Here is a 3,387-nt window from a genome sequence, read left to right on the forward strand (position 1 = left end):
AATGCTTCCTCCGCATCCCGGCCGGTGATACCCATGCGGGTGAGGTTGACCAGCATGAGATGGTTGTCCGTGCCGCCGGACACCAGATCCAGGCCGTTATCTTTAAGGCTGTTGGCCAGCGTCGCCGCATTGGTTACGGTGTTTTTCTGATATTGTCTGAAGGGGTCGCCCAGCGCCTCCTTGAAGGCCACGGCCTTGGCGGCGATGACGTGCATCAGCGGGCCGCCTTGAATGCCGGGAAACACCTGGCTGTTGATCTTTTTTCCGTAGCCCTCCCGGGCCAGGATCAGGCCCCCGCGGGGGCCTCGCAATGTCTTGTGCGTGGTGGAGGTGACCACGTCGCTATGGGGAATGGGTGAGGGGTGCACCCCGGCTGCCACCAGTCCGGCGATGTGGGCCATATCCACCATCAGCAGCGCATCGATTGATCGGGCGATCTCCGCCAGGGCCTTGAAATCGAAAAAACGAGGATAAGCACTTGCACCGGCCACGATCATTTTTGGGCGGTGCTGCCTGGCCAGGCGTTCCACCTGGTCGTAGTCGATGGTTTCCGTCTCCCGGTTGACGCCGTAGTGGACGAAGTGGAAAAGCCGACCGGAAAAGCTGACTTTGGCACCGTGGGTCAGGTGACCACCGTGGGCCAGGTCCATGGCCAGAACCGTATCTCCGGGTTCGAGAAGGGCAAAGTAGGCGGCCATGTTGGCCTGGGAGCCCGAGTGGGGCTGCACGTTGGCGCAGTCGGCGCCGAACAGGGCCAGGGCCCGGTCGATGGCCATCTGTTCACCCCGGTCGACGAACTCACAACCCCCGTAGTAGCGTTTTTCGGGGTAGCCTTCGGCGTATTTGTTGGTCAGGATGCTGCCCTGGGCCGCCATGACGGCCTGGCTGGCGATATTTTCCGATGCAATCAGCTCCAGGTGAGACTGCTGACGCATTGCTTCGTTCTGGATGACCCGGGCGATTTCGGGATCGGTTTCTCGAATTAAGTCGATTTTCAACGTCCATTCTCGCTTTCTATTTTACTTTAGATACTGTCAAACTTGTCCAGCCGGCGCTGATGCCGACCCGCCTCGAAGGCGGTTTTCAACCAGGTGCTCAGGATTTCCAGGGCCAGGATATCACCGATAACCCGGCCACCCATGACCAGGATGTTGGCGTTGTTGTGCCGCCGGCTCATGGTGGCTGAGAACAGGTCGTTGCAAAGGGCTGCGCGCACGTGGGGGTATTTGTTGGCCACCATGGACATACCCAGTCCGGTGCCGCAGATGAGAATACCCCGCTCGTATTCGCCCGAGGAAACCTTTTCGGCCACGGTCTTGCCGGTGTCCGGATAGTCCATGGAGGCCTCGCTGTAGGTGCCGACATCGGTAACGGGGATACCTTGCGCCTGCATGGCTGTTTTCAGTGTCTCCTTGAGCTGGTATGCCGCATGGTCGCAGCCGATGATGATTCGCTGTGGGCCGGATGCATCGGTCATGGTCCTTTGGTCCTTTCGGTGGAAAAAGCGTGATCGACAATTGGACTAACTTGTTTACATATCCAGAACCAGCGAACACCGCAAGAAAAAAAAGGGAAGTGTTTAGGTCGGTTAGGCACTTATTTATTTCGTCTTCATGTCAAAAAAAACCAAATACGATCAAATCAAAATAGCCAACAGACAAATAACAAATAAATCACAATGACCAAAATTCCAAACAATTTGGATGCTGATCTTATTTGAGATTTGGATATTGGGCGTTGGAATTTGCTTGTAATTTGGTGCTTGTAATTTGTTATTTCCGATGTGTCAGGTGCGGGTGGATGGCGTAAGTGGACAGGTGGGGTTAAACCCCATGATTGATTAACGGGTTCGCCTAATTTATGGTTCGTATCGCTTTACCACCAGGCTGGCGTTGGTGCCGCCGAAGCCGAAGGAGTTGGACATGGCGTAGGCAATGTCCGCCTGGCGGGCCACCTTGGGTACGTAGTCCAGATCACATTCTTCGCCAGGATTTTCCAGATTGATGGTGGGCGGGATGATGCTGTTTTTTATAGCCAATACGGTAAACGCGGTTTCGATCCCGCCGGCACCACCCAGCAGGTGGCCGGTCATGGATTTGGTGGAAGAAATAGGTATCCTCGGGGCGAAATCGCCAAATACCTTTTTGATTGCCCGGGTTTCGTAGAGATCGTTCAGCGGGGTGGACGTGCCGTGGGCGTTGATGTAGTCGATGGCCTCGCAGGTGATACCCGCGCTGTCAAGGGCGGCCTGCATGCAGCGGATCATGCCGTCGCCGTCCGGAGACGGGGAGGTCATATGATAGCCGTCACCGCTCTGGCCGTAGCCGGCCATTTCAGCCAGAATGGTTGCACCTCGCTCGAGAGCATGTTCCAGCTCTTCGAGAATCAGCATTCCTGCGCCTTCACCCACCACGAATCCGTCCCGGTCGCGGTCAAAGGGCCGTGAAGCCTTCTGAGGGTCATCGTTGCGGGTGGACAGGGCCTTCATAGAGTTGAAGCCGGCAATGCAGGTGGGGGTAATGACCGATTCCACGCCGCCGGTGATCATGGCGTCGGCCTGTCCCCGTATGATGGTGTTGCAGGCATCGCCGATGGCATGGGCGCCGGCGGCGCAGGCCGTGGCCACGGAGATGTTGGGTCCTTTGGCGCCCAGGTGGATCGAGATCATCCCCGGGGCCATATTGCCGATGATCATGGGGATGAAGAAGGGGCTGACCCGTTTGGGGCCCTTTTCCTGAACGGTGCGGGCGGTTACCTCCAGCATTTCCAGCCCGCCCAGTCCGCATCCGGTGAGCACGCCTATACGGGGACCGTTGGTGTCGTCGATGGTCAGGCGGGCGTTTTCAACGGCCATCCGGGCAGCTGCCACGGCATAGGCAATGAATCTTTCAGTACGTTTGGCCTCTTTTTTGGGAAGAAAATCTTCCGCGTTGAAACCTTTTACTTCCCCCGCAATTTTGGTGGTAAATTCGGTGGTGTCGAAACGCGTGATTTCGCCGATGCCGGACCGGCCTTCACACAGGGCCGACCAGGTTTCATCGACGCCGATACCCAGCGGTGTTACGAGTCCCAATCCGGTGATGACAACCCGTCTGCTCAACGATTCCGTCCCTTCTGGTAAAATAAACAATTAGCAATTTTGAATGAAGGCATCCTATCGTTTTTAATAAAAATAGGCGGCTTTCATGAATTAAAAATTCATAATTCTCAATTGACCATTAAAATCAGTGGTTTTTAATGTAGTCAAAGGCGTCTTTGACAGAGACCAGCTTTTCGGCGTCTTCATCGGAAATATCCACGTCGAACTCTTCTTCCATGGACATGATCAGTTCCACCAGGTCGAGGCTGTCGGCCCCGAGGTCGTCCACAAAAGAGGCCTCCGGAACC

The 3,387-nt window shown here is 55.8% G+C and carries 4 protein-coding genes; all 4 read right to left on the reverse strand.

The features are described 5' to 3' along the window. Nucleotides 1–998: serine hydroxymethyltransferase (gene glyA / locus QNK41_RS05500; RefSeq protein WP_320416509.1), on the reverse strand; the 998-nt coding region annotated here is incomplete at its 3' end. Between the two features lie 26 nt (nucleotides 999–1,024). Beyond that, nucleotides 1,025–1,477, reverse strand: a complete 453-nt coding sequence (gene rpiB / locus QNK41_RS05505; RefSeq protein ID WP_319254582.1) for a ribose 5-phosphate isomerase B — start codon at nucleotides 1,475–1,477, stop codon at nucleotides 1,025–1,027. Between the two features lie 381 nt (nucleotides 1,478–1,858). Next, nucleotides 1,859–3,100, reverse strand: a complete 1,242-nt coding sequence (gene fabF, locus QNK41_RS05510) for a beta-ketoacyl-ACP synthase II (RefSeq protein ID WP_319254584.1) — start codon at nucleotides 3,098–3,100, stop codon at nucleotides 1,859–1,861. Between the two features lie 124 nt (nucleotides 3,101–3,224). Beyond that, on the reverse strand, nucleotides 3,225–3,387 hold a 163-nt coding region (gene acpP / locus QNK41_RS05515), incomplete at its 5' end, for an acyl carrier protein (RefSeq protein ID WP_319254587.1).

The sequence above is a fragment of the Desulfosarcina sp. genome (assembly GCF_033791525.1).
Taxonomy (GTDB): Bacteria; Desulfobacterota; Desulfobacteria; order Desulfobacterales; family Desulfosarcinaceae; genus Desulfosarcina.

Excerpts from the sequence above, each read along its gene's own strand:
- rpiB (WP_319254582.1), bottom strand. The coding sequence starts at position 1,477 with ATGACCGATGCATCCGGCCCACAGCGAATCATCATCGGCTGCGACCAT.